Annotated in this window: 36 protein-coding genes; 3 read left to right on the top strand and 33 right to left on the bottom strand. The window is 61.5% G+C overall.

Annotation, left to right across the window (positions count from 1 at the left end):
• Window positions 1-169 precede the first annotated feature (169 nt).
• Both NMB96_RS11425 and NMB96_RS11420 read right to left on the bottom strand, forming a co-directional pair.
• Window positions 170-1156: a malate dehydrogenase gene (locus tag NMB96_RS11425; RefSeq protein ID WP_006450657.1), complete on the bottom strand. Its 987-nt coding sequence runs from the start codon at window positions 1154-1156 to the stop codon at window positions 170-172.
• Between the two features lie 116 nt (window positions 1157-1272).
• Entirely contained in the window at window positions 1273-1767 is a 495-nt protein-coding gene (locus tag NMB96_RS11420; protein WP_006450656.1) for a peptidylprolyl isomerase, read from the bottom strand.
• A gap of 218 nt (window positions 1768-1985) precedes the next feature.
• Between NMB96_RS11420 and typA the strand changes: the two genes are divergently transcribed.
• From typA to NMB96_RS11405, 3 genes are all read left to right on the top strand, one after another.
• Complete coding sequence (typA, locus tag NMB96_RS11415; RefSeq protein WP_006450655.1) at window positions 1986-3815, top strand: translational GTPase TypA; 1830 nt, start codon at window positions 1986-1988, stop codon at window positions 3813-3815.
• 72 nt (window positions 3816-3887) lie between these two features.
• Entirely contained in the window at window positions 3888-4307 is a 420-nt protein-coding gene (locus NMB96_RS11410) for a DUF2127 domain-containing protein (RefSeq protein ID WP_180336502.1), read from the top strand.
• Window positions 4308-4412: 105 nt separating this feature from the next.
• Window positions 4413-6050: an amidase gene (locus NMB96_RS11405; protein ID WP_255086956.1), complete on the top strand. Its 1638-nt coding sequence runs from the start codon at window positions 4413-4415 to the stop codon at window positions 6048-6050.
• On the opposite strand, the gene NMB96_RS11400 is transcribed toward NMB96_RS11405, so the two are convergent.
• The 31 genes from NMB96_RS11400 to tuf form a co-directional block, all read right to left on the bottom strand.
• Window positions 6040-7167 (bottom strand): mechanosensitive ion channel family protein, encoded by a 1128-nt coding sequence (locus NMB96_RS11400; RefSeq protein ID WP_074056773.1) that lies wholly within the window; start codon window positions 7165-7167, stop codon window positions 6040-6042. The genes NMB96_RS11405 and NMB96_RS11400 overlap by 11 nt on opposite strands.
• 85 nt (window positions 7168-7252) lie before the next feature.
• On the bottom strand, window positions 7253-8644 hold the full coding sequence (locus NMB96_RS11395) for a class II 3-deoxy-7-phosphoheptulonate synthase (RefSeq protein WP_006450651.1): 1392 nt from the start codon (window positions 8642-8644) through the stop codon (window positions 7253-7255).
• A gap of 43 nt (window positions 8645-8687) precedes the next feature.
• Window positions 8688-9206 (bottom strand): disulfide bond formation protein B, encoded by a 519-nt coding sequence (locus NMB96_RS11390; RefSeq protein WP_255086896.1) that lies wholly within the window; start codon window positions 9204-9206, stop codon window positions 8688-8690.
• A gap of 312 nt (window positions 9207-9518) precedes the next feature.
• Window positions 9519-9902: a 50S ribosomal protein L17 gene (rplQ, locus tag NMB96_RS11385; RefSeq protein WP_003486665.1), complete on the bottom strand. Its 384-nt coding sequence runs from the start codon at window positions 9900-9902 to the stop codon at window positions 9519-9521.
• Between the two features lie 180 nt (window positions 9903-10082).
• Window positions 10083-11081, bottom strand: a complete 999-nt coding sequence (locus NMB96_RS11380; protein ID WP_023902826.1) for a DNA-directed RNA polymerase subunit alpha — start codon at window positions 11079-11081, stop codon at window positions 10083-10085.
• Between the two features lie 53 nt (window positions 11082-11134).
• Window positions 11135-11761, bottom strand: coding sequence for a 30S ribosomal protein S4 (rpsD, locus tag NMB96_RS11375; protein ID WP_002811641.1), 627 nt, complete (start codon window positions 11759-11761; stop codon window positions 11135-11137).
• Window positions 11762-11775: 14 nt separating this feature from the next.
• The gene (gene rpsK / locus NMB96_RS11370; RefSeq protein ID WP_002811645.1) at window positions 11776-12168 is read right to left on the bottom strand and encodes a 30S ribosomal protein S11; all 393 of its coding nucleotides are present in this window, start codon (window positions 12166-12168) and stop codon (window positions 11776-11778) included.
• 10 nt (window positions 12169-12178) lie between these two features.
• On the bottom strand, window positions 12179-12535 hold the full coding sequence (gene rpsM, locus NMB96_RS11365) for a 30S ribosomal protein S13 (RefSeq protein WP_003486672.1): 357 nt from the start codon (window positions 12533-12535) through the stop codon (window positions 12179-12181).
• Window positions 12536-12868: 333 nt separating this feature from the next.
• Window positions 12869-14236, bottom strand: coding sequence for a preprotein translocase subunit SecY (gene secY, locus NMB96_RS11360; RefSeq protein WP_023902825.1), 1368 nt, complete (start codon window positions 14234-14236; stop codon window positions 12869-12871).
• Window positions 14237-14243: 7 nt separating this feature from the next.
• On the bottom strand, window positions 14244-14687 hold the full coding sequence (rplO, locus tag NMB96_RS11355) for a 50S ribosomal protein L15 (RefSeq protein WP_012439114.1): 444 nt from the start codon (window positions 14685-14687) through the stop codon (window positions 14244-14246).
• Between the two features lie 4 nt (window positions 14688-14691).
• A complete protein-coding gene (gene rpmD / locus NMB96_RS11350; RefSeq protein ID WP_006450646.1) occupies window positions 14692-14883 on the bottom strand; it encodes a 50S ribosomal protein L30 in 192 nt (63 codons plus the stop codon).
• On the bottom strand, window positions 14876-15418 hold the full coding sequence (rpsE, locus tag NMB96_RS11345) for a 30S ribosomal protein S5 (RefSeq protein WP_003486682.1): 543 nt from the start codon (window positions 15416-15418) through the stop codon (window positions 14876-14878). Before rpsE ends, rpmD begins: the two co-directional genes overlap by 8 nt.
• A gap of 158 nt (window positions 15419-15576) precedes the next feature.
• Complete coding sequence (rplR, locus tag NMB96_RS11340) at window positions 15577-15936, bottom strand: 50S ribosomal protein L18 (protein WP_006450644.1); 360 nt, start codon at window positions 15934-15936, stop codon at window positions 15577-15579.
• Window positions 15937-16027: 91 nt separating this feature from the next.
• Complete coding sequence (gene rplF / locus NMB96_RS11335; RefSeq protein WP_006450642.1) at window positions 16028-16555, bottom strand: 50S ribosomal protein L6; 528 nt, start codon at window positions 16553-16555, stop codon at window positions 16028-16030.
• A gap of 15 nt (window positions 16556-16570) precedes the next feature.
• Window positions 16571-16969, bottom strand: coding sequence for a 30S ribosomal protein S8 (gene rpsH / locus NMB96_RS11330; RefSeq protein WP_006450641.1), 399 nt, complete (start codon window positions 16967-16969; stop codon window positions 16571-16573).
• A gap of 204 nt (window positions 16970-17173) precedes the next feature.
• Window positions 17174-17479, bottom strand: a complete 306-nt coding sequence (rpsN, locus tag NMB96_RS11325) for a 30S ribosomal protein S14 (RefSeq protein ID WP_005917137.1) — start codon at window positions 17477-17479, stop codon at window positions 17174-17176.
• 18 nt (window positions 17480-17497) lie between these two features.
• Window positions 17498-18040 carry a 50S ribosomal protein L5 gene (rplE, locus tag NMB96_RS11320; RefSeq protein WP_006450640.1) on the bottom strand — a complete coding sequence of 181 codons (543 nt, stop codon included), beginning with the start codon at window positions 18038-18040 and terminating at the stop codon, window positions 17498-17500.
• Window positions 18041-18051: 11 nt separating this feature from the next.
• Window positions 18052-18369 (bottom strand): 50S ribosomal protein L24, encoded by a 318-nt coding sequence (rplX, locus tag NMB96_RS11315; RefSeq protein ID WP_006450639.1) that lies wholly within the window; start codon window positions 18367-18369, stop codon window positions 18052-18054.
• A gap of 15 nt (window positions 18370-18384) precedes the next feature.
• On the bottom strand, window positions 18385-18753 hold the full coding sequence (rplN, locus tag NMB96_RS11310; RefSeq protein ID WP_003486699.1) for a 50S ribosomal protein L14: 369 nt from the start codon (window positions 18751-18753) through the stop codon (window positions 18385-18387).
• Window positions 18754-18767: 14 nt separating this feature from the next.
• On the bottom strand, window positions 18768-19037 hold the full coding sequence (gene rpsQ / locus NMB96_RS11305; RefSeq protein WP_005993374.1) for a 30S ribosomal protein S17: 270 nt from the start codon (window positions 19035-19037) through the stop codon (window positions 18768-18770).
• 11 nt (window positions 19038-19048) lie between these two features.
• Entirely contained in the window at window positions 19049-19234 is a 186-nt protein-coding gene (gene rpmC, locus NMB96_RS11300) for a 50S ribosomal protein L29 (RefSeq protein WP_006450638.1), read from the bottom strand.
• Window positions 19234-19647, bottom strand: a complete 414-nt coding sequence (gene rplP / locus NMB96_RS11295) for a 50S ribosomal protein L16 (protein WP_255086893.1) — start codon at window positions 19645-19647, stop codon at window positions 19234-19236. Before rplP ends, rpmC begins: the two co-directional genes overlap by 1 nt.
• Before the next feature lie 5 nt (window positions 19648-19652).
• Window positions 19653-20387, bottom strand: coding sequence for a 30S ribosomal protein S3 (gene rpsC, locus NMB96_RS11290; RefSeq protein ID WP_006450636.1), 735 nt, complete (start codon window positions 20385-20387; stop codon window positions 19653-19655).
• A gap of 17 nt (window positions 20388-20404) precedes the next feature.
• Window positions 20405-20740 carry a 50S ribosomal protein L22 gene (gene rplV / locus NMB96_RS11285; protein WP_002811686.1) on the bottom strand — a complete coding sequence of 112 codons (336 nt, stop codon included), beginning with the start codon at window positions 20738-20740 and terminating at the stop codon, window positions 20405-20407.
• A 12-nt stretch (window positions 20741-20752) separates the two neighbouring features.
• On the bottom strand, window positions 20753-21022 hold the full coding sequence (rpsS, locus tag NMB96_RS11280; RefSeq protein ID WP_005993369.1) for a 30S ribosomal protein S19: 270 nt from the start codon (window positions 21020-21022) through the stop codon (window positions 20753-20755).
• Between the two features lie 6 nt (window positions 21023-21028).
• Entirely contained in the window at window positions 21029-21856 is an 828-nt protein-coding gene (gene rplB, locus NMB96_RS11275; RefSeq protein ID WP_003486715.1) for a 50S ribosomal protein L2, read from the bottom strand.
• A 10-nt stretch (window positions 21857-21866) separates the two neighbouring features.
• Entirely contained in the window at window positions 21867-22166 is a 300-nt protein-coding gene (gene rplW / locus NMB96_RS11270; protein WP_002811694.1) for a 50S ribosomal protein L23, read from the bottom strand.
• Window positions 22163-22768, bottom strand: coding sequence for a 50S ribosomal protein L4 (rplD, locus tag NMB96_RS11265; RefSeq protein WP_023902821.1), 606 nt, complete (start codon window positions 22766-22768; stop codon window positions 22163-22165). The genes rplW and rplD overlap by 4 nt, the downstream gene beginning before the upstream one ends.
• A 12-nt stretch (window positions 22769-22780) precedes the next feature.
• Window positions 22781-23431, bottom strand: a complete 651-nt coding sequence (gene rplC / locus NMB96_RS11260) for a 50S ribosomal protein L3 (RefSeq protein ID WP_006450633.1) — start codon at window positions 23429-23431, stop codon at window positions 22781-22783.
• 11 nt (window positions 23432-23442) lie between these two features.
• Window positions 23443-23754 (bottom strand): 30S ribosomal protein S10, encoded by a 312-nt coding sequence (gene rpsJ, locus NMB96_RS11255; RefSeq protein WP_003486723.1) that lies wholly within the window; start codon window positions 23752-23754, stop codon window positions 23443-23445.
• A 464-nt stretch (window positions 23755-24218) separates the two neighbouring features.
• On the bottom strand, window positions 24219-25409 hold the full coding sequence (gene tuf, locus NMB96_RS11250) for an elongation factor Tu (RefSeq protein WP_055819390.1): 1191 nt from the start codon (window positions 25407-25409) through the stop codon (window positions 24219-24221).
• Window positions 25410-25439: the final 30 nt, after the last annotated feature.

The raw sequence follows: 25439 nt of genomic DNA, 5'->3' as shown, positions 1-25439 counted from the left end.
ATCGCATCGCGCGAGTTGATCAGAGTGCGGCGGCAGCACCTACCGCACGGAGAGTCCACCATCGACGTGCGTGATTGATTTTTGGCGCCACAACGCAACGCATCACTTACGCGACGCATAAAAAACGCCGGGCACTGCCCGGCGTTTTCGTTACAACCTAAAGCAAAACTCAGCCCAGCAGATGCGACACGCCGCTGCGCTCTTCTTCCAGCTCGGCCAGGGTCTTGTCGATGTACTTCTGGCTGAAGTCGTCGATCGGCAGATCCTTGACCAGGGTGTACTCGCCATTGGCGGTGATCACCGGGAAGCCGAAGATCACGCCTTCGGGAATGCCGTAGGAGCCGTCGGACGGCACGCCCATGGTCACCCACTTGCCGTCACTGCCCAGCACCCAATCACGCACGTGATCGATGGCGGCATTGGCGGCCGACGCAGCCGAAGACAGGCCGCGTGCTTCGATGATCGCCGCGCCGCGCTTGCCCACGGTCGGGATGAAGGTGGACGCGTTCCATTCCTGGTCGTTGATCGCATCGCCGATGGAGGCGCCATCGGAGGTGGCGAAACGGTAGTCCGGGTACATGGTCGGGCTGTGGTTGCCCCACACCACCAGCTTCTCGATACCGCCGACCGGCTTGCCGAGCTTTTGCGACAGCTGGCTCAGCGCACGGTTGTGGTCCAGACGCAGCATGGCGGTGAAGTTCTTCGGGTTCAGATCCGGCGCCGACTTCATCGCGATGTAGGCATTGGTGTTGGCCGGGTTACCGACCACCAGCACCTTGACGTCACGCTTGGCGACCTTGTTCAGGGCAGCGCCCTGCGCGGTGAAGATCTTGGCATTTTCCAGCAGCAGGTCCTTGCGCTCCATGCCCGGGCCGCGCGGACGCGCGCCAACCAGCAGCGCAACGTCGATGTCCTTGAACGCCACTTCGGCGTCGTCGGTGCCGACCACGCCGGCCAGCAGCGGGAATGCGCAGTCTTCCAGCTCCATGATCACGCCCTTGAGCGCGGCCTGGGCCTTTTCATTGGACAGTTCCAGCAATTGCAGGATCACCGGCTGATCCTTGCCCAGCATTTCGCCGGAGGCGATGCGGAACAGCAGGGCATAGCCGATCTGGCCGGCAGCGCCGGTCACGGCAACACGAACAGGTGCTTTCATGGGGAGTTTCCTCTGCTAAAAAACGTGGGTGGAGGTGCACGCTGGCGTGGCGCAAGGCCTGGCGGCGCGCAGTGACAAGCGAACGGCCGCACTTGGCGGCCGTTCGGGGAAAGACATCAGGCGGCGAGGATCTTGTTCCACTCCGCGACGCGGTCGGCCTTGGCGGCCAGCACGGCGTCGGTATCGCCTTCGATCGTCACCTTGTTGATCACATCGCCCTGGGCGACCGCATCGACCACGTCCAGGCCCTGGGTGACCTTGCCGAACACGGTGTGCTTGCCGTCCAGCCAGTTGGTGGCGACATGGGTGATGAAGAACTGGCTGCCGTTGGTGTTGGGGCCGGCATTGGCCATGGACAGCACGCCGCGGTCGTGACCGACGCCGTTGTTGGCTTCATCTTCGAAACGATAGCCCGGGCCGCCGCGGCCGGAGCCTTCCGGGCAGCCGCCCTGGATCATGAAGTCGGCGATGACGCGGTGGAAGCTCAGGCCGTCGTAGAAACCGCGCTGGACCAGGTTGACGAAGTTGGCAACGGTCAGCGGGGCCTTGTCGGCGAACAGCTCAACCACGATCGGGCCGCGGGTGGTGTCGAAATGGGCAATCAGGGACATGGAAATCCTTGCAGGTTTCAGGGTGTATGACAGCCCATTAGAATACACCCGGGCGTGCAGCCGGCCGTGCAGACGTACGACCATTGTCGGGGGGTGCACAGCAAGCTGAATGGGCGTCTTGAACCATCTGACGGCCGGGCGCAACGGCACGGCAACGAAACCGCTATAATGTCGGGCTTACCTTCTCAAGACTGGCGCCAGACAGGGGCCCTTTCCGCATGTCCATCGAAAAACTCCGCAATATCGCCATCGTCGCGCACGTCGACCATGGCAAGACCACCCTCGTCGACTGCCTGCTGAAGCAGTCCGGCACCCTGTCCGAACGCACCGTGTTGGCTGAGCGTGTGATGGACAGCAACGATCAGGAAAAGGAACGTGGCATCACGATCCTGGCCAAGAACACGGCCATCACCTGGAACGGCAACCGCATCAACATCGTCGACACCCCGGGACACGCCGACTTCGGTGGCGAAGTCGAGCGCGTGCTGTCGATGGTGGACTCGGTGCTGATCCTGGTCGACGCGATGGACGGCCCGATGCCGCAGACGCGCTTCGTGACCCAGAAGGCCTTTGCGATGGGCTTCAAGCCGATCGTGGTGGTCAACAAGATCGACCGTCCCGGCGCGCGCCCGGACTGGGTGATCGACCAGGTGTTCGACCTGTTCGACAAGCTCGGCGCAACCGACGAGCAGTTGGACTTCCCGATCGTCTACACCTCTGCATTGAACGGCTACGCCAGCCTGGATTCGAGCGTGCGCGACGGCGATATGACCCCGCTGTACGAAGCGATCATGCAGCACGTGTCGGCACCGGACGTGGATCCGGACGGCCCGTTCCAGATGCGCATCAGCCAGCTCGATTACAACAACTTCGTCGGCGTGATCGGCATCGGCCGTATCCAGCGCGGCGTGTTGAAGAAGAACATGCCGGTCAGCGTGATCGACCGCGAAGGCAAGAAGCGTCAGGGCAAGGTGCTGCAGGTGCTGGGCTTCCTGGGCCTTGAGCGCATCGAGCAGGACACCGCCGAGGCCGGCGACATCGTGGCCATCTCCGGCGTGTCCGAGCTGACCATTTCCGACACCGTGTGTGCGCTCGACGCGCCGGAAGGCCTGCCGCCGCTCACCGTGGACGAGCCGACCATCTCGATGACCTTCCAGGTCAACAACTCGCCGTTCGCCGGCAACAAGGACCTGTCCGGCGGCAAGTTCCTGACCAGCCGCCAGCTGCGCGACCGTCTGGACCGCGAGAAGGTGCACAACGTGGCGCTGAAGGTCGAAGAAGGTTCCGACGCCGACAAGTTCCTGGTCTCCGGCCGTGGCGAACTGCATCTGTCGGTGCTGATCGAAAACATGCGTCGTGAAGGCTACGAGCTGGCCGTGTCGCGTCCGGAAGTGATCATCAAGGAGATCGACGGCAAGCAGATGGAGCCGATCGAACAGCTTGTGGTCGATATCGAAGAGCAGCACCAGGGCGGCGTGATGGAAAAGCTGGGCAGCCGCAAGGGCCAGCTGAAGAACATGGAGTCCGACGGCAAGGGCCGCGTGCGTCTGGATTACATGATCCCGGCGCGTGGTCTGATCGGCTTCCAGAACGAGTTCCGCACCCTGACCCAGGGCTCGGGCCTGCTGTTCCACGTGTTCGACCATTACGGTCCGAAGGAACAGGGCGCGATCGCCAAGCGCCAGAACGGCGTGATGATTGCCAACGCTGCAGGCGCCACCCCGGCCTATGCGCTGGGGCCGTTGGAAGAGCGTGGCCGTCTGTTCGCTGCCGAAGGCGACAACGTGTACGAAGGTCAGCTGGTCGGTATCCACTCCAAGGACAACGATCTGACCGTCAATGCGATCAAGACCAAGCCGCTGACCAACATGCGCGCCTCGGGCAAGGACGATGCGATCAAGCTGACCCCGGCGATCAAGTACACGCTGGAGCAGGCACTGGACTTCATCGAGGACGACGAGCTGGTTGAAGTCACCCCGAAGGAAATCCGCCTGCGCAAGAAGGGCCTGACCGAAAGTGATCGTAAGCGCTCCGGCCGTTCGGGCTGAGTTGCTGGTTAGCCCACGGTCGTGAGCAACAAACCCTACAGCCCGGATCCGCGTGCGCATCCGGGGCTGCATGTGATCGCCTTGCTAGAGGCGGTCAAAGGGACGCTTGCGCTGTTGGCGGCGACGGGCCTGGAAATTCTGGGCCCGCTCCCGCTGCAAAACGCGGTCAGTACCCTGATCCGCCGGTTTAGTCTGGATCCCGACCACGGCGCACTGCCGTCGTTGCTCAAGACCATCAGTCCCGACGCTGTCCATCTGGCCGCTGCCGCCATGCTGGCCTACGGCCTGCTACACGTCGTGGAAGCCTGGGGGTTGTGGCGTGCCAAGGCATGGGCCTCGGTATTGGGCTGCCTGTCGGCGGCCATCTATCTGCCATTCGATATCTACGCCATCGTCCGCCATCCCGGCTGGACCGCCTGGGGCGTACTGGCAATCAATCTGATCGTGGTCGGCGTGCTGGCACGCGATCTGCTCAAGCGCCGGCGTCGCTGACGCACCCTGCCCGTCTGCGGGTACGTCCTACACGTTGTCACCCCGACGCAGCGCCGTTAGCCTGCGAACAGTCCCCGGGGAAGACCATCAATGCAATCCACCACCTTGTCTTTTGCGCTATTGCTTGCGCTGTGCGGCTGTGCGCATGCCGATGGCCCTGCGCCCGTTGACGGCCTGACACAGGTAGATGCGAATGTACCGACCGCCGAGCAACTGGATCTGACCGATGCCGACATCGCCGGTCTGCAGGCGGGTATGGCTTCCGGCAAGACCAACAGCCTGGCACTCACGCGTGCATACCTGCAGCGCATCGCTACGATCGATCGCGCCGGCCCCAAACTCAACTCGGTGATCGAACTCAATCCGCAGGCCGAAGCGGATGCCCGCGCATTGGACGCCGAACGCCGCGCCGGTCGCGTGCGCGGCCCGTTACATGGCATTCCCGTGTTGCTCAAGGACAACATCGATGCTGTGCCGATGGTCAACAGCGCAGGCTCGCTGGCCCTGGCCGATTTCAAGCCCAGCCGCGATGCGTTTCAGGTGCAGCGCCTGCGCACGGCCGGCGCGGTGATCCTGGGCAAGACCAACCTCAGTGAGTGGGCCAATTTTCGCTCCACCAAGTCCAGCTCCGGTTGGAGCGCGCGTGGCGGCCTGACCCGCAATCCTTACGCGCTGGATCGCAATCCCTGCGGCTCCAGTGCCGGCACCGGCGCGGCGATCGCCGCTAGCCTGGCCACCGTCGGCATCGGCACCGAAACCGATGGCAGCATCACCTGCCCGGCTTCGGTAAATGGATTGGTCGGACTCAAACCGACCGTGGGCCTGATCAGCCGCGACGGCATCATCCCGATCTCGGCCAGCCAGGACACCGCCGGCCCGATGACGCGCAGTGTGGCCGATGCTGCTGCAGTGCTGCAGGCGATCGCCGCACCCGATCCGCAGGATCCGGCCACACGCGATGCGCCGTCTTCAACGCCGGACTATCTCGCGCACCTCAAACCCGATGGCTTGCGTGGCGCGCGACTGGGCCTGTTGCGCAACCCGCTGCGCGAAGATCCCGCCATTGCTGCAGCACTGGATCGCGCCTTGCAGAGCCTGCGTGCAGCGGGTGCTACGGTCATCGAAACCAGCCTGGCCACCGATGGCAAGTGGGATGCCGCTGAGCAGACGGTGTTGTTGGTCGAATTCAAGGCCGGGTTGAATGCCTATCTGCGCAGCCACGCCGCACCGGTGTCGAGCCTGGAACAGCTAATCGCCTTCAATCGCACGCATGCGCAGCGCGAGATGCCCTACTTCGCGCAGGAGCTGTTCGAGCAAGCGCAGGCGGCACCTGGCCTGGAAGACCCCGCGTACCTCACTGCGCACGCCACCGCCAAGCGACTGGCCGGGCCCGAAGGCATCGACGCCGCACTGAAGGCCCATCGCCTGGATGCGCTGATCGTACCGACCACCGGCGCCGCCTGGGTCACCGATCTGGTCAAGGGCGATACCTTTCCCGGCGCCGGTTACGGCGCCGCCGCGGTGGCCGGTTATCCCAGCCTGAGCGTGCCGATGGGGCAGACCCAGGGCCTGCCGCTCGGCCTGCTGTTCATGGGCAGCGCCTGGAGCGAGCCGCGCTTGATCGAACTGACCTACGCCTACGAGCAGCGCAGCAAGGCGCGCTTTGCGCCCAGCTATGCGCCGAGCGCACCGGCCGCTGCGTCCACGGCCGTGCCGGTGCCGGTGACAGTGCCTAAACCGTAGTCGCAGGCTCGCCGTCTTCGGCACCGGGCGAGCGCACGCTCTCCTGGGCGATCGGCTCGGCTGCATGCACCGGCGGTTTCTCCTGCGCCGCGATCTCGGCGCGGATCCTTGGCAGTGCGTAAGCGTGCTCACGGGTGAGGAAGTCGATCATGCGCTCACGCGCGATGCAGCGCAGATCGAACGCATCGCCGGAATTACGTGCACTCACCAGCAGACGCACCTGGATCGTGCTCTCGCTGGTTTCGGTCACCTGGGTCACGCACACGCGCCCATCCCAGAGCGGCTCGCTTTTGCAGATGCGCTCCAGCTCGGCGCGCACCGCCGCGATCGGGGTGCGGTAATCCAGCCACAGGAACGCGGTACCGAGCAGATCGGCGCTGCTGCGTGTCCAGTTCTGGAACGGGTGCTCGATCCACCAGGTCAACGGCACCACCATGCGCCGCTCGTCCCAGATCCGCACCACCACATACGAGCTACCGATCTCCTCGATGCGGCCCCACTCGCCCTCCACAATCACCACATCGTCCAGCCGGATCGGCTGCGTCAACGCGATCTGCAGACCGGCGATCAAGTTGCCGAATACCGGCTTGGCCGCGATACCGGCCACCAGCCCGATGATGCCGGCCGAGGCCAGCAGCGTCTTGCCGATCTGGCGCACCTGCGGAAATGTCAGCAGCACCACCGAGATACCGAGCAGGATCACCGCGCCCATCACCACCCGGCTCAGCACACGGGTCTGGGTCTGGATACGCCGTGCGGTGAGGTTGTCGGACACCTCGATCGGGTTGCTGCGCAGAATTGCCATCTCACCGGCAGCGACCGCGCGTACCAATAACCAGGTCACGCAGCCGACGATGCCGACATGCAACAGATGCTGCACCGCTGCCAGGCCTTTGCCCGATAGCGGCGTCGCCTCGGTGGCGATGCCCAGAAACAGCAACGGCAGGATGAAGGCAGCCGGCAGGGTGACCACGCGAATGATGCGTGCGCGGCGATAGTCGCGGCCTTGCATGCGGCGAAACAGCCACAGCATCAACGACCAGACGACGATGCCCGCCAAGAGCGAGGCACCAAGCGGGATTGCGTATTCGCGGATGACGTTCCAATCGGCAGTCAAACCGTTCCTCCTGTGGGGGGAAAGAGGGATGGCTGCAGGATCATGCCGCAAGCGGCATGAGCATCACGTCATACGCACATTGAAATCACGCGCCCAGCGGTTGCGCCACCACCTGTTGTTGCTTGCGCACGATCGCCATCGCAATTTCCAGCGACTGTTCGTAGTTCAAGCGTGGATCCACGCTGGAACGATAGGCGCGCTCCAGATCGCGCTCAGTCAACTCGCGCGCGCCGCCCGTGCATTCGGTGACGTCTTCGCCGGTCAGCTCCAGATGCACACCGCCCAGCCGCGTCCCGGCTGCCGCGTGCAGATCGAACGACAACTCCACCTCGCTGCGGATATTGTCGAAACGCCTTGTTTTATAGCCATTTCCGGTACTTTCGGTATTGCCGTGCATTGCATCGCACACCCACAGCACACGCCGTCCATCGCGCTTGACCGCATCCAGCAGCGGCGGCAATTTTTCGGCGATCTGGGCCGCGCCCATACGATGGATGAAGCTCAGGCGGCCGGGTTCGTCTTCCGGATTGAGCACATCGATCAAGCGCAACAGCTGGTCCGGCTGCACCGACGGCCCGACCTTGATCGCGATCGGATTGCGCACGCCACGCAAGTACTCAACATGCGCGCCATCCAGCGCAGCGGTGCGCATGCCGATCCACGGGTAATGCGTACTCAGGTTAAACCAGCCCCACTGGCGCGGCACCTGCCGGGTCAGGCCTTCCTCGTACGGCAGCAACAGCGCCTCGTGCGAGGTGTAGAAATCGATGCGATTGAGGTTGTACACCTCCGCCCCGGACAAGGTTTCCATGAAGCGCACCGCATCGCCGATCGAGGACACCATCTTCTGGTAGTCCGCCGCCAGCGGCGAATAGCCCACCCAATCCAGATTCCAGTATTCGGGGTGGTGCAAGTCGGCAAAGCCACCGTCGATCAATGCGCGCACGAAATTCATCGTCATCGCCGAGCGCGAATGCGCGGTGATCATGCGGCGCGGATCCGGTATGCGCGCCGCTTCGGTGAACGCCGGCGCATTGATCACATCGCCGCGATAACTCGGCAAGGTCACCCCGTCGCGGGTTTCGGTGTCGGCCGAACGCGGCTTGGCGTACTGCCCGGCAAAGCGTCCTACGCGCACTACCGGTAGGTGCAGGCCGTGCACCAGCACCAGGCTCATTTGCAGCAGCACTTTCAAGCGGTTGGAGATCGTGCCCGATTCGCAATCGCTGAAATTCTCCGCGCAATCGCCACCTTGCAGCAGAAAACGCTTGCCTTCCTGGGCCTCGGCCAGCTGGCGCTTGAGCGCAAAGATTTCCCACGAGGTCACCAGCGGCGGCAGCTGCCGCAACTCGTCCAAGGTGTGCTCCAACGCAGCTGCGTCCGGGTAGGTCGGCATCTGCAGCGCCGGACGCTGGCGCCAACTCTGCGGCGACCACTGGTCTGCCTCGTTGACGGACGGATGAAGGGAAGCGGACATCGTGAACTCCAGAAATCTCGGGCGCCGGCCATTGCCGGAACGGTTAGAACAACTTGCGCTGACCGCGCTGCTTGAACCCGGCATACAGCGCCCACAGCGCCAGCGCCACGAACCACAGCATGCTCCACATCGGCATGCTCAGGCCCAGAAAGCGCCAATCGATATTGCCGCAATCGCCGGTGCCGGTCAGCACGGTGCGGAACACTTCGAACGGCCCCATCGTCTCGCTCAGAAAGCTCAGCGGCGGCCCGCACGACGACATCATGTCCTTGGGCCGGACCTGCACCCAGACATGCCGCGACGCGATACCCATGCCCACCCCGGCAGCGATGAAACTCAGCACACCATAGAGCTTGCGCGTGCCCGCAGCGCGTGGCCCATGCAACGCACCCAGCAGGAAAAACACCGCCAGTGCCGCAAATGCGATGCGCTGGAAAATGCACAGCGGGCATGGTTCAAGCCCAAGATGCAGCTGCACGTAGATCGCATAGGCAAGCAATCCTGCGCATGCAAGAAAGCCCAGCAGAAACTGTGCCCGGAAACCCCAACGAAATGGATTCATCGTTACCGCTTGCCTAGGATCGAGTCATGGATTATCTGCCATCGCCGCCGCCATGACCACGCAAGCCTGCGTCTGCCGGCTCGGAGGGCGCCAAGCACACAGCGCGTATCTGCCTGACAGCATCAAGACAACACCCGCCCGTGATCGCATCCAGCAGCAAAGCAGCACCGACCCGGCATCTGGCGACTGCGCGACGCTGTCATTACGCCGCCATACGCACCGCTGTCGTCAACGCAATCACGTTCGACGCACCAATGAAAAAGCCCGGCGCTAGCCGGGCTTTTTCAGGAATCTTTGCGAGCAGCGATCCGATTACTCGGCCACTTCCTCGGCGACGACCGGACGGTCGACCAGTTCGACATACGCCATCGGCGCATTGTCACCGGCACGGAAGCCGGCCTTCAGGATACGCAGGTAGCCGCCGGGACGGGTCGCGTAACGCGGGCCCAGCTCGACGAACAGCTTGCCCACTGCTTCCTTGTCGCGCAGGCGCGCGAACGCCAGACGACGATTGGCAACGCCATCGACCTTACCGATGGTGATCAGCGGCTCGGCGACGCGACGCAGTTCCTTGGCCTTCGGCAAGGTGGTCTTGATCAGCTCGTGCTTGAACAACGAAGCGGCCATATTGCGGAACATGGCTTCGCGGTGCGCGCTGGTACGGTTGAACTTACGACCGGATTTCTGGTGACGCATGAGTGTGATTTCCTAAGAATGTTGAGACTGCTTGAGAGACGTTGTCGCCATCCTGGCGCTGTTGAATGGACTGCGGTTGGTCCGAGCCGGCCGTCCTTTGACCGGATGTCACCGCGGGCTTTGGCCCGTCGATGTGGAAAAACAAACATGGGCGCCCGAAGACGCCCATGCCTTGACACATTAACCAAGCATGCCGTGCTGAGCGACACCGGCCGGCGGCCAGTTCTCCAGCTTCATGCCCAGTGCAAGGCCGCGCTGTGCCAGCACTTCCTTGATTTCGGTGAGCGACTTCTTGCCCAGATTCGGGGTCTTGAGCAGCTCCACTTCGGTCTTCTGGATCAGATCGCCGATGTAGTAGATGCTCTCGGCCTTCAGGCAATTGGCCGAACGCACTGTCAGCTCGAGGTCGTCGATCGGGCGCAGCAGCACCGGATCCACGCCGCTGGCAGCCGGCTTGGCCGCACCGCGATCGCGGTGGGTGAAATCACCGAACACCGACAGCTGATCGCTAAGGATGTCGGCGGCAGTGCGCACGGCTTCCTCGGCATCGATCGTGCCGTTGGTTTCGATATCGATCACCAACTTGTCGAGGTCGGTGCGCTGTTCCACACGCGCAGCTTCCACGGCATAGGCAACGCGACGCACCGGCGAGAACGACGCATCCAGCATCAGACGACCGATGGTACGGGTCTCTTCGTCCGGACGACGACGTGCGGCAGCCGGCTGATAGCCGAAGCCACGCTCGATCTTCAGGCGCATGTTCAGCGCCGTGTCCTTGGTCAGGTGGCAGATCACATGGTCGCCGTTGACGATCTCGACGTTGTGATCGGTCCTGATGTCGGCCGCAGTGACCGTACCCGGACCCTGCTTGGACAGCGACAGCGTGGCGCTATCGCCACTGTGCATACGAATCGCCACGTCTTTCAGGTTGAGCAGGACGTCAAGCACGTCTTCCTGCAGCCCTTCGACCGTGGTGTACTCGTGCAGCACGCCATCGATCTCGACCTCGGTGATCGCAAAACCCGGGATCGACGACAACAGCACACGACGCAGGGCATTGCCCAGCGTGTGCCCGTAACCGCGCTCCAAGGGCTCGATCACGACCTTTGCGCGATTGTCGGTAAGACGTTCGATCTGCGGACCACGGGGGCGCAGAACCTGGTTGGCGGTAACCGTCATGTTGCGGGGTCTCCTGCGAACCTCCGGCGGTGCCGGAGGCTCTCCAATGTGAATTACTTCGAATACAACTCGACGATCAGCGCTTCGTTGATATCCGAAGGCAGGTCGGCACGATCCGGAACAGCCTTGAACACGCCGCTGAACTTCTTCGAATCGACTTCGACCCACGACGGCGTCATGTCGTGCTGCTCAGCCACGGTCAGGGCTTCCTGCACGCGGAGCTGCTTCTGTGCTTTTTCCGACAACGTGATCGCATCGCCAGCCTTGATCTGGTACGAAGCCAGATTCACAGACTTGCCATTGACCAGCACGCCACGGTGCGACACCAGCTGGCGCGCGGCCGGACGGGTGACGGCAAAGCCCATGCGATAGCAGACGTTGTCCAGACGGGTTTCCAACAGCTGCAGCAGGTTCTCGCCGGTGTTGCCCTTCTTGGTCGAGGCCTTCTTGTAGTAGTTGCGGAACTGACGTTCCAGCAAACCGTAGATGCGCTTGACCTTCTGCTTTTCACGCAGCTGGGTAGCGTAGTCGGAGAGCTTGCCTTTGCGAGCCGCGCCGTGTTGGCCGGGCTTTTGCTCAAGCTTGCACTTGGAGTCCAGCGCACGCGCCGGGCTCTTGAGGGAAAGGTCGGCGCCTTCGCGGCGGGCGAGCTTACAGGTAGGACCGATATAACGAGCCATTTCTTATCGCTCCCTTAGACGCGACGCTTCTTCGGCGGACGGCACCCGTTGTGCGGGATTGGCGTCACGTCGATGATGTTGGTGATCTTGTAGCCCACGTTGTTCAACGAACGCACGGCCGACTCACGGCCCGGACCCGGACCCTTGATACGCACTTCCAGCGACTTCACGCCGTAATCGAGCGCAGCGCGGCCAGCCTTTTCGGCGGCAACCTGAGCAGCGAACGGGGTCGACTTACGCGAACCACGGAACCCGGCGCCGCCGGACGTAGCCCACGACAGCGCATTGCCCTGGCGATCGGTGATGGTGATGATGGTGTTGTTGAACGAAGCGTGGACGTGAGCGACGCCGTCAGTGATGACGCGCTTGATCTTCTTCTTCGTTTTCTTTTCTGCTGGCTTTGCCATGATCTATCCCTTACTTCCTGATCGCCTTGCGCGGACCCTTACGGGTGCGGGCGTTGGTACGGGTACGCTGACCACGCAGCGGGAGACCACGACGATGACGCAGACCGCGGTAGCAGCCCAGATCCATCAGTCGCTTGATCGCGATACCGATTTCACGGCGCAGGTCGCCTTCGACGACATACTTGCCGACTTCGGCGCGCAAACGCTCGATTTCGGGTTCGGACAGATCACGAATCTTCGTGGTCGAGGTAACGCCTGCAGATTCGCAGAGCTTCTTCGAACGGGTACGGCCGATGCCGTAGATGCTTTGCAACCCGACCCAGACGTGCTTCTGGGCTGGCAGGTTGACGCCTGCAATACGCGCCATGACGCGATTCTCCAACTGAGTGATGGCCCGACAGCGCCCAGGCGCCATCCGGCAGGATGGATCAAAAGTGAACTCGGAATTGTAGCAAGGCCTCGGATTGCTTTGAAGCCCGTGGAACCAGAAAGTTCCATGGACCCGGCGTGGGGAGTGTGCCCTCGCTCCGGCGCCGGACGATGTTGATCCAGAAAACTTCTCCGAATCGCCTGTACTACTCCCGCACAGGACCACCTCGTCACACCCGCGCGCGAGACGTCGCGCGAGCCGCCCTTCTGATCGGAAGATCGTGGCCCGGGAACCAGGCCGTCTTCACGTAATGAAGTTCTAGTGTACCACTTAACCGCGCGCCAGACCGCCGCGCGAGCCGCCCTTGAGGTTGGCTTTCTTCAGCAAACTCTCATACTGGTGCGACATCAGATGCGCCTGGATCTGCGCAATGAAATCCATCACCACTACCACCGCAATCAGCAGCGAGGTGCCACCGAAGTGGAACGAGGTGCCGAGCTGCGTGCGCATGATTTCCGGCAACAGGCAGACGATCACCAGGTACAACGAACCAGCCGCAGTCAAACGCGTCAGCACGCCGTCCACATAATCCGCAGTGGCCTTGCCCGGACGAATACCCGGAATCAATGCACCGGACTTCTTGAGGTTATCGGCAGTTTCCTGCGAGTTGAACACCAGCGCGGTATAGAAGAACGCGAAGCCGATGATCAGTGCAGCGAACACCAGCATGTGCACTGGCTCACCAGGTCCAAGCGCGTTGGCGATCTTCTGCAGCCACGAACCCACGCCACTCCCCGATGCTGCCTGACCCGACCACATCGACAACGTCGCCGGGAATGCCAGGATGCTGGATGCGAAGATCGGCGGAATCACGCCTGCCATGTTGAGCTTCAACGGCAGGAACGAGGTCTGATTCATGTAGGCATTGCGGCCGCCTTGGCGACGCGCGTAATTGACCGTGATACGCCGCTGTCCGCGTTCGACAAACACCACAAACAGCGTAAACGCCAGGATGGTGATGACGATCAGCAACAGCGAGATAAAGCTCAGATTGCCTTCGCGGAACGCCTCGACAGTCTGGATTGCGCCCGACGGAAGCCCTGCGACGATACCGGCGAAGATGATCAGCGACACACCGTTACCGATGCCGCGCTCAGTCACCTGCTCGCCAACCCACATCAAGAAGATGGTGCCGGCGGTCAGTGCAATCACTGCAGTCAGCACAAAGCCCATGCCCGGCGCGTAAACCACCGGAGCGCCACCCGGCGCGGTCTGATTCTGCAGTGCCAGCGCGATACTGCCGCCCTGCACTACTGCCAGAAGCACCGCACCGATGCGCGAATACTGGGTGATTTTGCGTCGGCCGGATTCGCCTTCTTTCTGCATCGCCTTGAGGGCGGGAAAGATGTGCGTGGCCAACTGGATCACGATCGATGCCGAAATATACGGCATCACGTTCAACGCAAAAATACTGAAACGGTGCAGGGCGCCGCCCGAGAACATGTTGAACATGTCCACGATGCCGCCACCCTGCGCCTGCATCAACGAAAGCATGGCATCGGGATTAACGCCAGGCACCGGCACATAGCAGCCGATGCGATAGACGATCAATGCCCCGAGGACGAACAACAGCCGCTGGCGAAGTTCCGTGAACTTGCCAAGCCCGCCACCGAGGTTACCAATGCCAGCCTGCGCCATCTGCCGATTACTCCTCTACGCTGCCGCCGGCAGCTTCGATTGCTGCCTTGGCGCCTGCAGTCGCAGCGACACCCTTCAGCACGAACTTCTTGCTTAGCTCGCCCTTCAGCACGATCTTCGCCTTCTTGGCGCGGCTCGGGACCAGATTGGCCGCACGCAACGCTGCAAAGTCGATCTCACCGGCTTCCAGCTTATCCAGCTGGTAGGACAACACTTCAGCGCTGTCACGCGCCATCTTGGAGCGGAAGCCGATCTTCGGCAGACGACGCTGCATCGGGGTCTGGCCGCCTTCGAAGCCCGCCTTGATCTTGCCGCCACCCTTGCGAGCGAACGAGCCCTTGTGGCCGCGGCCGCAGGTCTTGCCAAGGCCGGAGCCGATGCCGCGACCGACGCGCGTGCGCTCGGTACGGGCGCCGTCAGCGGGCTTGAGGTCATTGAGATGCATAGTCATGGGATTAGTCCTCAACCTTGACGAGGTAGTGAACCGTATTGATCAGGCCACGCACCTGCGGGCTGTCCTTGAGTTCACGCACATCGTTGATCTTATTCAGGCCCAACGCATGCACCGACAGGCGGTGACGCGACTGGGTACCACGCAGGCCACGCACCAGGCGCACCTTCACAGTCTTGCCAGTGTCCTTAGCCATGGTTGAGCTCCTCCACCTTCTTGCCGCGCTTGGCCGCAACACGCGCCGGCGACTGCACTTCCGACAGACCCTTCAGCGTTGCACGCACCAGGTTGATCGGATTACGCGAACCGACCGCCTTGGCCAGCACGTTCTTCACGCCAACCGCTTCCAGCACAGCGCGCATGGCGCCGCCAGCGATGACGCCGGTACCTTCCGAAGCAGGCTGCATGTAAACGCGAGCTGCGCCATGACCGGACTTGACGGCGTGCCACAAGGTGCCGTTGTTCAGATCGACAGTCGCCAGATTCTTGCGCGCCTGCTCCATCGACTTCTGGATGGCAACCGGCACTTCGCGCGCCTTGCCGTAACCGAAACCAACCTTGCCCAGACCATCGCCGACCACTGTCAACGCGGTGAAGGTGAACTGGCGACCGCCCTTGACCGTCTTGCTGACGCGATTGACCGCGACCAGCTTTTCGATCATGCCATCGTCGACTTTCTCTTCGCGGTTACGGTCGCGATCACGACCCCGCGGTGCACGTTCTTCTGCCATCTTGATTCCTTGATTGATTGAGTATGTACGGCTCGGGGCCGCTTATGGTTGTGGAATGGAACTGTGTTCCCGGCACCGTTGCAAAAGAACGGGACGGTCCGGCATCTCCCTGCCGGCGGTAACGCGAATGTGGCCGCTGGCCACATTCGCAGCAGTGCTTAGAACTTCAAGCCGCCTTCGCGAGCTGCGTCAGCCAGCGCCTTGATACGGCCGTGGTAGCGGTAGCCCGAGCGATCGAATGCGACCTTCTCGATACCTGCAGCCTTGGCGCGCTCGGCGATCAGCTTGCCGACCTTGACAGCCGCATCGCTGTTCTTGCCGTTCTTCAAACCTTCCTTGACGTCGGCCTGCAGCGTGTTCGCAGCAGCGATCACCTTGGAGCCGTCGGCAGTGAAGACCTGCGCATACAGATGCTGGCCGGTGCGCAGCACCGACAAGCGGGCGACGCCCAGCTCACGAATGTGCGAACGGGTGGACTTGGCGCGACGCAGACGGGCGATGTTCTTGTTGATGCTCATGATATTTATCCTACGGAAGCTGAAGGAAAACAGGCTTTTGCATTGAGAAGTCCGGCCATGGATGGCCGGGCACCTAGCAGAGGGACCTGCCTTACGCCTTCTTGGCTTCCTTGCGAATGATGACTTCACCGGCGTACTTCACACCCTTGCCCTTGTAGGGCTCCGGCGGACGGAAACCGCGAATCTTGGCGGCGACTTCGCCGACGCGCTGCTTGTCGGCGCCCTGGACCAGAATTTCGGTCTGGGTCGGGGTCGACAGCGTGATGCCTTCCGGCGCCACGAACACCAGCGGGTGCGAGAAACCGAGCGCCAGGCTCAGATCCTTGCCCTGCATGGCGGCGCGGTAACCGACGCCGACCAGCTCGAGCTTGCGCTCGAAGCCGTCGGACACACCCTTGACCATATTGGCCAGGATGGCGCGCACGGTGCCGGTGATGGCCAGCTGCGACGGATCGTTGGCCGACAGGGTTGCAACATCGCCGTCGATGGCGATTTCGACGCCAACCGGCTTCGGCAGGGTCAGGGTGCCTTTCGGGCCCTTGACGCTGACCAGCTCGGGCTGGACGTTGAGCTCAACACCCTTCGGAAGGGACACAGGCTTCTTGGCTACACGGGACATGTTCGATTCCTTCCCTTAGGCCACGAAGCACAGGACTTCACCACCAACGCCGGCTTCGCGAGCCTGCGCATCGGTCATGATGCCTTTCGACGTGGAGATGATGGCGACGCCCAGTCCACCCAGGACCTTGGGCAGCTCGGTCTTGCCGCGGTACTGGCGCAGACCCGAGCGCGAGAAACGCTTCAGGGTCTCGATGACCGGACGGCCTTCGAAATACTTCAGCACGATTTCCAGCTCCGACTTGTTGTTCTCGGTCGCTGTCACGCGCAGGTCGGTGATGTAACCCTCGTCCTTCAGGACTTGGGCGATCGCAACCTTGATCTTGGACGACGGCAATTTCACCGTCTGCTTACCAACCGCGGCCGCATTCTTGATGCGTACCAGCAGGTCGGCGATGGGATCAGTCATGCTCATATGAGTACCTTTGAGTGCACCGATATCCGCTTTCGCGAAAATCTTGTGTTTTCCTGGGGATGGGCCAGAACCCTTTACGCCATGCCAAGCCTGTACAGGCAAGACAGAAGCGGAAGTATACGACAAAAGAGCCCGACTTGCGTCGGACTCCCTTGTTGAACAGAACAATCCTGTTCAAACCGGCCGCGAACGGCCGGAAAGCTGTTACCAGCTTGCCTTACGCAGGCCCGGAACGTCGCCGTTCATCGTGGCCTTGCGCAGCATGTTGCGACCCAGACCGAACTTGCGGTAGACACCGCGCGGACGACCGGAAAGTTCGCAACGGTTGCGGTGGCGGCTCGGCGACGAATCGCGCGGCAGCTTCTGCAACTTGGTCGAGGCATCGATCTTCTCTTCGTAGGACGCATCCTGACTGGAGAGGATCTTCTTCAGCGCATCACGCTTGCCGGCGAATTTCTTCGCCAGCTTTGCACGCTTGATGTCGCGGTGGATCATGGAGGTCTTTGCCATTTCGGATGTCCTCTACGGTCAGTTACGGAACGGGAACTTGAACGCTGCCAGCAGCGCCTTCGCTTCCGCATCCGTCTTGGCGGTGGTGGTGATGGCGATATCCATACCGCGGATCGCGTCGACAGCGTCGAAGTCGATTTCCGGGAAGATGATCTGTTCCTTCACACCCATGTTGAAATTGCCACGACCGTCAAAGGAACGACCGGAAACACCACGGAAGTCGCGCACGCGCGGCAGCGAGATGTTGATAAGACGGTCCAGGAACTCGTACATCTTGGCGCGACGCAACGTGGTCTTGCAGCCGATCGGCCAACCGTCGCGGATCTTGAACGATGCGACCGAAACGCGCGACTTGGTGACCACCGGCTTTTGACCGGAGATCTTGGACATGTCGCCGACTGCATTTTCCAGAATCTTCTTGTTGGTTGCCGCCTCGCCCACGCCCATATTGAGCGTGACCTTGACCAGCCTCGGCACCTGCATCGGATTGGTGTAGCCGAACTCCTTCATCAGGGCCGGCACCACGTTTTCCTTGTAAAACTTTTCGAGACGAGTGTTCATGATCGCATTCCTCAGGCGTCGAGCGCCTCACCGCTGGAGCGGAACACACGCAATTTGCGTCCATCCTCCAGCACCTTGAAGCCAACGCGCTCGCCCTTGCCCGTTGCCGGGTTGACGATATTGACGTTGGAGATATGGATCGACGCTTCACGCTCGACCACGCCGCCGGCGACACCCGCCTGCGGGTTCGGCTTGGTGTGGCGCTTGATGATGTTGGCATTGGAGACGATCACGCGATCGCCATCCACACGCACAACTTCACCCTGCTTACCCTTGTCCTTGCCGGTGTTGATGACGACCTGGTCGCCCTTCTTGATACGGTTAGCCATGTATATGTCCTCCGCTCACAGCACTTCGGGAGCGAGCGAGACGATCTTCATGAACTTCTCGGAACGCAGCTCGCGCGTCACCGGCCCGAAGATGCGGGTCCCGATCGGCTCCTGCTTATTGTTCAACAGCACAGCGGCGTTGCCATCGAAGCGAATCAGCGAACCGTCGGGACGGCGCACACCCTTGCGGGTACGCACCACAACGGCGTCGTAGACTTCGCCTTTCTTGACCTTGCCACGCGGAATGGCGTCCTTGACGGTCACCTTGATGATGTCACCAATGTGTGCATAGCGGCGCTTCGAGCCGCCCAGCACCTTGATGCACATCACTTCCTTGGCACCCGAATTGTCGGCCACATCGAGGTAGCTCTGCATCTGGATCATGATTCAGATCTCCCTTAGCCGGCCGAACGGGTGACGATTTCAACCACCCGCCAGTTCTTGGTCTTGGACATTGGAGCAATCTCGGTCACACGCACGACGTCGCCTTCATTACAGGCATTGTCGGCGTCGTGTGCGTGCAGCTTGGTCGAGCGCTTGATGTACTTGCCGTACAGAGCATGCTTGACCTGGCGCTCCACCAACACGGTGACCGTCTTGTCCATCTTGTTGCTGACGACACGGCCTTCGACCGTGCGCAGCGCTTGCTTTTCGTTGTTATCGCTCATCGCGGCCGTCCTTACTTGGTGCTGCCGAGCAGGTACTTGACGCGAGCAATCTCGCGGCGTACCCGGCGGGTATCGTGGGTCTTCGGCAGCTGGCCGGTGACCTGCTGCATACGGAGCGAGAACTGCTCCTTACGCAAATCGGTCAGGTGGGCCTTCAGTTCGTCAGCCGACTTCTCGCGGAGTTGTTTGATGTCCATCAGCGCACCGTCCGGGTCACGAAAGTGGTAGTCACCGACAGCTTCGCGGCGGCAAGGCGGAATGCCTCACGTGCGACCTCTTCGGGAATACCTTCGATTTCATAGATCATGCGACCCGGCTGAATCTGCGCGACCCAGTACTCCACGTTGCCCTTACCGGAGCCCATACGGACTTCGATCGGCTTCTTGGTGATCGGCTTGTCGGGGAACACACGAATCCACATCTTGCCGCCCTTTTTGACATGGCGGCTGATCGTACGACGTGCTGCTTCAATCTGACGCGCGGTCAGCTGACCGTGCGCGGTTGCCTTGAGGCCGTACTCGCCGAAGCTGACGGCGTTTCCGCTCCATGCCAGGCCGTCGTTACGGCCCTTGTGCATCTTGCGATATTTGGTTCGCTTGGGTTGCAACATTGCCGTTACCTCGCTTCACGAGCCGGGCGCGAAGGACGGTCACCACGGTCGCCGCGATCGTTACGATCGTTGCGTGGGCTGTCGTCCTGCTTCTCCTGGCCAACCTGGGAGAAGTCAAAGACCTCACCCTTATAGATCCAGACCTTGATACCGATGATGCCGTACGTCGTGGACGCCTCGGCAAAACCGTAATCAATGTCGGCACGTAGCGTGTGCAGCGGCACGCGGCCTTCGCGGTACCACTCCGAACGGGCGATTTCTGCACCGTTGAGGCGGCCAGCCACGTTGACCTTGATGCCCAGGGCACCCAGGCGCATCGCGTTACCGACCGAGCGCTTCATTGCACGGCGGAACATGATGCGACGCTCAAGCTGCTGCGCGATCGACTCGGCGACCAGCTGCGCATCCAGCTCCGGCTTGCGCACTTCGGTGACGTTGATGTGGGCAGGAACACCCATCATCGCGCTCACTTCCTTACGCAGCTTTTCGATGTCCTCACCACGCTTGCCGATCACCACGCCCGGACGGGCAGTGTGGATCGTCACGCGGGCGGTTTTGGCAGGGCGCTCGATCAAGATCTTGCTGATACCTGCCTGCGCGAGCTTCTTGCGCAGCATTTCACGCACTTTCAGGTCGGCTGCCAGATAACCGGCGAAGTCGGCCTTGTTTGCGTACCACTTGGAATTCCAGTCCTTGGCGATGCCAAGACGGATTCCAGTCGGATGAACTTTATGACCCATGGTCTTTTCCTTTCCGCTTACTTGGCGGCGCCAACAATCACAGTGATGTGACTGGTGCGCTTGAGGATGCGGGTACCGCGGCCTTTCGCCCGCGCCATGAAACGCTTCAGGGAGGGACCTTCATCAACCATGATGGTCTTGACCTTCAGCTCGTCGACATCCGCGCCCTGATTGTTCTCGGCATTGGCAATAGCAGACTCCACCACCTTTTTGATCAGGTGTGCAGCCTTCTTGTCCGAGAACTTCAGCAGATTGACCGCACGTTCGGCGGACAGTCCACGCACCTGATCAGCGACCAGGCGGGCCTTCTGCGGGGAGATGCGCGCGGTGCGCAGGATTGCTTTCGCTTCCATCGTCATCTCTCCTTACCTGCTCGACTTCTTGTCGCCACCGTGACCCTTGAAGGTCCGGGTGACGGCAAATTCGCCGAGCTTGTGGCCGACCATATTCTCGTTGACGAGCACCGGAATGTGGTTCTTACCGTTATGCACGGCGATGGTGATGCCTACCATTTCGGGCAGGATCATCGAACGGCGCGACCAAGTCTTGATCGGCTTCTTGCTACCCGCAGCGGACTCCACCTTCTTTGCAAGGTGGTGATCGACGAACGGGCCCTTCTTAAGTGAACGTGCCATGGTCGATTAGCCCCTACGATCGCGGACGATGAATTGCTGGGTGCGCTTGTTCTTGCGCGTCTTGTAACCCTTGGTCGGAACACCCCAGGGGGTGACCGGATGCGGATTACCCTGACCAGCCTTCGCTTCACCACCACCGTGCGGATGGTCGACCGGGTTCATGGCCGCACCGCGAACGGTCGGACGAACACCGCGCCAGCGCTTGGCGCCAGCCTTGCCCAGCTTCTCGAGGTTGTGCTCGTCGTTACCGACTTCACCGATGGTGGCGCGGCACTCGACCGGCACCTTGCGCATTTCACCCGAGCGCAGACGCAGCGTGGCATAGATGCCTTCGCGAGCGACCAGCTGGACGGCAGCACCGGCAGCACGTGCGATCTGAGCACCCTTACCCGGCTTCAGCTCGATACCGTGAACCGTCGTACCGACCGGGATGTTGCGCAGCGGCAGCGTGTTGCCGGTCTTGATCGGTGCGTTGGCACCGGCAATGACCTGATCGCCAGCCTTCAAGCCCTTGGGGGCAATGATGTAGCGACGCTCGCCGTCGACATAGCACAGCAGGGCGATATGAGCGGTACGGTTCGGATCGTATTCGATCCGCTCCACACGCGCCGGAATGCCTTCCTTGTTGCGCTTGAAGTCGATGATGCGGTAGTGCTGCTTATGACCACCACCGACGTGACGCACGGTGATGCGGCCATGGTGGTTACGACCACCGGACTTGCTCTGCGAATCGAGCAGCGCCGCGTGCGGTGCGCCCTTGTGCAGATCGGGAGTAACCACACGCACGGCGGAACGACGGCCGGGAGAGGTGGGTTTGAACTTCATCAATGGCATGGGATGGACCTCAGGCCTTAGCCGTTACGTCGATGGACTGACCATCAACCAGGCGGACGTACGCCTTGCGCCAATTGCCGCGGCTACCAGCACGGTTACGGAAGGACTTGCTCTTGCCCTTGACGTTGACCACGTTGACAGCTTTGACCTTGACGTCGAACAGCTGCTCAACCGCGGCCTTTACATCGGCTTTGGTGGCTTCGTTCGAAACTTCGAAGACATACTGGTTGGAGATTTCCTGCAGGCGCGCGGTCTTTTCAGAGACTCGCGGAGCACGCAGCACGCTGAAGATTTTTTCGTTGCTGCTCATGCCAGCCACTCCTCGATCTTCTTGACCGCATCGGCGGTGATCACGACCGTATCGGCCCCGACCAGAGCGACCGGATCCAGACCCTGCACATCACGCACCTGCACATACGGCAGATTGCGAGCGGACAGGTACAGGTGCTCGGAGGCTTCTTCGGTGACGATCAGCGGGCGCTTGCCCACATCCAGTCCCTTCAGCTTCTCGATCAGACCCTGGGTCTTGGTTGCTTCGACGTCGAACGCTTCGACGATCATCAGGCGACCCTGGCGATTAAGCTCAGAGAAGATCGCGCAGATGGCCGCACGGTACATCTTGCGGTTGACTTTCTGTTCGAAGCTGCGCGGCTTGGCCGCAAAGGTCACGCCGCCACCGACGAAGATCGGAGCCGTCAACGCGCCATGACGCGCACCGCCGCCCTTCTGCTTCTTCGACTTCTTGGTCGTGCCCGCAACTTCCGAACGCGTCTTCTGAGCCTTGGTACCAGCGCGGCCGGCATTGCGATAAGCGACGACGACCTGGTGAACCAGATCTTCGCTGAATTCGCGACCGAACACGGCATCGGAGACCGAGACCTTGTTGTTACTACCCGTGATAACGAGTTCCATCGTCATCTCTCCTTATGCCTTGCTCGCCGGACGGACGATCACGTCGCCACCAGCTGCGCCAGGCACGGCGCCGCGGATAGCAATCAGACCACGCTCGACGTCGACCTTGACCACTTCCAGGTTCTGCGTGCTTTGCTGCACGGCGCCCATGTGGCCCGACATCTTCTTACCCGGGAAAACACGACCCGGGGTCTGGCGCTGACCCAACGAACCCGGCGCGCGATGCGACAGCGAGTTACCGTGAGTTGCATCGCCCATACGGAAGTTGTAGCGCTTGATGGTGCCCTGGAAACCCTTACCCTTGGTGACGCCCTGGACGTCGACCTTCTGGCCGACCTCGAAGATGTCCGCCTTGATCTCGCCGCCGACGGCGAAATCGCCGAGCTGCGCATCTTCAACGCGGAATTCCCACAGGCCGCGGCCCGCTTCCACCTTCGCCTTGGCGAAGTGACCAGCAGCCGGCTTGTTGACCAGTGCGGCGCGACGGGCACCAACGGTAATCTGCACTGCGCTGTAGCCGTCAGCTTCGACGGTCTTGATCTGCGCGATGCGGTTTGGAGTTGCTTCGATCAGCGTGACCGGTACCGAGCGGCCGTCTTCAGTAAAGACGCGGCTCATACCAGCCTTGCGGCCTACGAAGCCCAACGAATATTTCTTCGTCATGGTCGTAGTCCTCAGGTCAGCTTGATCTGGACGTCGACGCCAGCCGCGAGTTCGAGCTTCATCAGCGCGTCCACGGTCTTGTCGTTCGGGTCGACGATATCGAGCACACGCTTGTGCGTGCGGGTTTCGTATTGGTCACGCGCATCCTTGTCGGCATGCGGGGATACGAGGATGGTGTAACGTTCGATCTTGGTCGGCAACGGGATCGGGCCACGCACTTGCGCGCCGGTCCGCTTAGCCGTTTCGACGATCTCGCTGGCCGAACGGTCGATCAATCGATGATCGAACGCCTTCAACCGAATCCGGATCTTTTGTTCCGACATGACGGAAGCTTCCTTCGTTAAAAGAGCGACGGGCAAGGCCTCTGGGATACCTGCCCCGATATTCCTGCGTAGATGAAATCGCCGTGCGTCCTGCCAGCGAGGGCATTTCCTCCGCCCAAAAACTGAGGCAGGCCGGTAAACCGGTCTGCCCAGACGGAAAAGTATAGTGCGCAACGAGAGCACCGTCAACAACACGTGAGTTGTTGAGTGCTCCATGCAACGCGACCTTCCCGGTCTGGCGAACACGAGCGGCGTCCTGCCGTTCTTTTCGCTGTAACTCTGCGCCCTACCCAGGGACACCGAGCCGCGCATTATAGCGAGCTGTTTTTACTGGCGCAAGCGCTCTACCCTGCGAATTGCATTGCACGCGCACATTTCCGCTAAACAAAAAGGCCGGCTTGCGCCGACCCTTTGCGTTGCTTGCGTGCTGATCCGGCGACGAGGCGTCGCCGGATCGCAGGCACTTACTTGATGATCTTGGCAACCACGCCGGCGCCGACGGTACGGCCACCTTCGCGAATCGCGAAGCGCAGACCTTCGTCCATCGCGACCGGGTTGATCAGGGTCACGACCATCTTCACGTTGTCGCCCGGCATCACCATCTCCACGCCTTCCGGCAGCTGGCAGGCGCCAGTGATGTCGGTGGTGCGGAAGTAGAACTGCGGACGGTAGCCCTTGAAGAACGGGGTATGACGACCACCCTCATCCTTGGACAGCACATAGACTTCGGCTTCGAACTCGGTGTGCGGCTTGATCGAACCCGGCTTGCACAGCACCTGGCCGCGCTCCACGTCGTCACGCTTGGTGCCGCGCAGCAGCAGACCGGCGTTGTCGCCCGCCTGACCCTGGTCCAGCAACTTGCGGAACATTTCCACGCCGGTGACGGTGGTCTTCTGCGTGTCGCGGATACCGACGATTTCGATTTCGTCGCCCACCTTGATGATGCCGCGCTCGATACGACCGGTCACCACGGTGCCACGACCCGAGATCGAGAACACGTCTTCGACCGGCATCAGGAACGGACGGTCGACGTCGCGGGTTGGCTCCGGGATGAAGGTGTCGAGAGCTTCGACCAGGCGCAGGATCGCCGGTACGCCGATTTCGCTCTGATCGCCTTCCAGCGCCAGACGGGCCGAACCATGAATGATCGGGGTGTCGTCGCCCGGGAACTCGTACTTGCTCAGGAGCTCACGCACTTCCATCTCGACCAGCTCAAGCAGCTCGGCGTCGTCGACCATGTCGGCCTTGTTCAGGAACACGACGATGTGCGGCACACCGACCTGACGCGAGAGCAGGATGTGCTCACGGGTCTGCGGCATCGGGCCGTCAGCAGCCGAACACACCAGGATCGCGCCGTCCATCTGCGCCGCACCGGTGATCATGTTCTTGACGTAGTCGGCGTGGCCGGGGCAATCGACGTGCGCGTAGTGACGGTTCTCGGATTCGTACTCGACGTGTGCGGTCGAGATCGTGATGCCGCGCGCCTTCTCCTCCGGCGCCGCGTCGATCGCGTCGTACGCCTTGAACTCGCCGCCGAAACGCTCGGCACCGATCTTGGTCAGCGCAGCGGTCAACGTGGTCTTGCCATGGTCGACGTGACCAATGGTGCCGACGTTAACGTGCGGCTTCTTGCGCTCAAATTTAGCTTTTGCCATGACTCACTAACCTCTAATTGGAAAATTTTG

Source organism: Xanthomonas hortorum (assembly GCF_024339125.1).
Taxonomy (GTDB): Bacteria; Pseudomonadota; Gammaproteobacteria; order Xanthomonadales; family Xanthomonadaceae; genus Xanthomonas; species Xanthomonas hortorum.
This window is presented reverse-complemented; position numbering and strand designations above follow the sequence as displayed.

Coding starts and splice junctions, on each gene's coding strand:
- NMB96_RS11425 (WP_006450657.1), bottom strand. CDS start 1,156: ATGAAAGCACCTGTTCGTGTTGCCGTGACCGGCGCTGCCGGCCAGATC.
- NMB96_RS11420 (WP_006450656.1), bottom strand. CDS start 1,767: ATGTCCCTGATTGCCCATTTCGACACCACCCGCGGCCCGATCGTGGTT.
- typA (WP_006450655.1), top strand. CDS start 1,986: ATGTCCATCGAAAAACTCCGCAATATCGCCATCGTCGCGCACGTCGAC.
- NMB96_RS11395 (WP_006450651.1), bottom strand. CDS start 8,644: ATGTCCGCTTCCCTTCATCCGTCCGTCAACGAGGCAGACCAGTGGTCG.
- NMB96_RS11390 (WP_255086896.1), bottom strand. CDS start 9,206: ATGAATCCATTTCGTTGGGGTTTCCGGGCACAGTTTCTGCTGGGCTTT.
- rplQ (WP_003486665.1), bottom strand. CDS start 9,902: ATGCGTCACCAGAAATCCGGTCGTAAGTTCAACCGTACCAGCGCGCAC.
- NMB96_RS11380 (WP_023902826.1), bottom strand. CDS start 11,081: ATGACGGTTACCGCCAACCAGGTTCTGCGCCCCCGTGGTCCGCAGATC.
- rpsD (WP_002811641.1), bottom strand. CDS start 11,761: ATGGCTCGTTATATCGGTCCTACCTGTAAGCTCGCCCGCCGCGAAGGC.
- rpsK (WP_002811645.1), bottom strand. CDS start 12,168: ATGGCAAAGCCAGCAGAAAAGAAAACGAAGAAGAAGATCAAGCGCGTC.
- rpsM (WP_003486672.1), bottom strand. CDS start 12,535: ATGGCGCGTATTGCAGGCGTCAACCTGCCAGCCCAGAAGCACGTCTGG.
- secY (WP_023902825.1), bottom strand. CDS start 14,236: ATGGCGCAGGCTGGCATTGGTAACCTCGGTGGCGGGCTTGGCAAGTTC.
- rplO (WP_012439114.1), bottom strand. CDS start 14,687: ATGACTATGCATCTCAATGACCTCAAGCCCGCTGACGGCGCCCGTACC.
- rpmD (WP_006450646.1), bottom strand. CDS start 14,883: ATGGCTAAGGACACTGGCAAGACTGTGAAGGTGCGCCTGGTGCGTGGC.
- rpsE (WP_003486682.1), bottom strand. CDS start 15,418: ATGGCAGAAGAACGTGCACCGCGGGGTCGTGATCGCGACCGTAACCGC.
- rplR (WP_006450644.1), bottom strand. CDS start 15,936: ATGAGCATCAACAAGAACATCGCCCGTCTGCGTCGCGCCAAGTCCACC.
- rplF (WP_006450642.1), bottom strand. CDS start 16,555: ATGTCCCGTGTAGCCAAGAAGCCTGTGTCCCTTCCGAAGGGTGTTGAG.
- rpsH (WP_006450641.1), bottom strand. CDS start 16,969: ATGAGCATGACTGATCCCATCGCCGACCTGCTGGTACGCATCAAGAAT.
- rpsN (WP_005917137.1), bottom strand. CDS start 17,479: ATGGCAAAGACCTCCATGATCCACCGCGACATCAAGCGTGCAAAGCTG.
- rplE (WP_006450640.1), bottom strand. CDS start 18,040: ATGAACACTCGTCTCGAAAAGTTTTACAAGGAAAACGTGGTGCCGGCC.
- rplX (WP_006450639.1), bottom strand. CDS start 18,369: ATGGCTAACCGTATCAAGAAGGGCGACCAGGTCGTCATCAACACCGGC.
- rplN (WP_003486699.1), bottom strand. CDS start 18,753: ATGATCCAGATGCAGAGCTACCTCGATGTGGCCGACAATTCGGGTGCC.
- rpsQ (WP_005993374.1), bottom strand. CDS start 19,037: ATGAGCGATAACAACGAAAAGCAAGCGCTGCGCACGGTCGAAGGCCGT.
- rpmC (WP_006450638.1), bottom strand. CDS start 19,234: ATGGACATCAAACAACTCCGCGAGAAGTCGGCTGACGAACTGAAGGCC.
- rplP (WP_255086893.1), bottom strand. CDS start 19,647: ATGTTGCAACCCAAGCGAACCAAATATCGCAAGATGCACAAGGGCCGT.
- rpsC (WP_006450636.1), bottom strand. CDS start 20,387: ATGGGTCATAAAGTTCATCCGACTGGAATCCGTCTTGGCATCGCCAAG.
- rplV (WP_002811686.1), bottom strand. CDS start 20,740: ATGGAAGCGAAAGCAATCCTGCGCACCGCGCGCATCTCCCCGCAGAAG.
- rpsS (WP_005993369.1), bottom strand. CDS start 21,022: ATGGCACGTTCACTTAAGAAGGGCCCGTTCGTCGATCACCACCTTGCA.
- rplB (WP_003486715.1), bottom strand. CDS start 21,856: ATGCCATTGATGAAGTTCAAACCCACCTCTCCCGGCCGTCGTTCCGCC.
- rplW (WP_002811694.1), bottom strand. CDS start 22,166: ATGAGCAGCAACGAAAAAATCTTCAGCGTGCTGCGTGCTCCGCGAGTC.
- rplD (WP_023902821.1), bottom strand. CDS start 22,768: ATGGAACTCGTTATCACGGGTAGTAACAACAAGGTCTCGGTCTCCGAT.
- rplC (WP_006450633.1), bottom strand. CDS start 23,431: ATGACGAAGAAATATTCGTTGGGCTTCGTAGGCCGCAAGGCTGGTATG.
- rpsJ (WP_003486723.1), bottom strand. CDS start 23,754: ATGTCGGAACAAAAGATCCGGATTCGGTTGAAGGCGTTCGATCATCGA.
- tuf (WP_055819390.1), bottom strand. CDS start 25,409: ATGGCAAAAGCTAAATTTGAGCGCAAGAAGCCGCACGTTAACGTCGGC.